Source organism: Pseudoalteromonas sp. SIMBA_162, assembly GCF_046535955.1.
GTDB lineage: Bacteria > Pseudomonadota > Gammaproteobacteria > Enterobacterales > Alteromonadaceae > Pseudoalteromonas > Pseudoalteromonas marina.
Genome location: NZ_JAWJBQ010000547.1, coordinates 1 through 265, shown reverse-complemented (window position 1 = coordinate 265; position 265 = coordinate 1). Strand labels below are relative to the sequence as shown.

General features: G+C 33.6%; 1 protein-coding gene. It reads right to left on the bottom strand.

All coding sequences use genetic code 11. The features are described 5' to 3' along the window. Positions 1 to 35: 35 nt before the first annotated feature. A partial coding sequence (locus R0J88_RS20870; protein WP_410901006.1) for a hypothetical protein occupies positions 36 to 265 on the bottom strand: 230 nt, incomplete at its 5' end.

Below are 265 nucleotides of genomic sequence, written 5' to 3'. Positions count from 1 at the left end.
AATTAAGCGGTGTATTACCACTGTTTTTAACAATACTATTCTCTTTCATCTAACCAGTTGTAAAACGCTACTTTTCTAGGTGTTTCTGTGTTTTCAATCCAATCACCTAATCGGTATACAGTTTTTACTGGCTTTTCATATCCCATAGCTTTACGTAATCCAGCACTAAAAGCAGCTACAACATTTTCATACTCATTACCTTTTTGGATTTGCTGTGACATATGTGAAATTAGTTTAGTAGCTTTTACTAATGTCTCATCAGTTG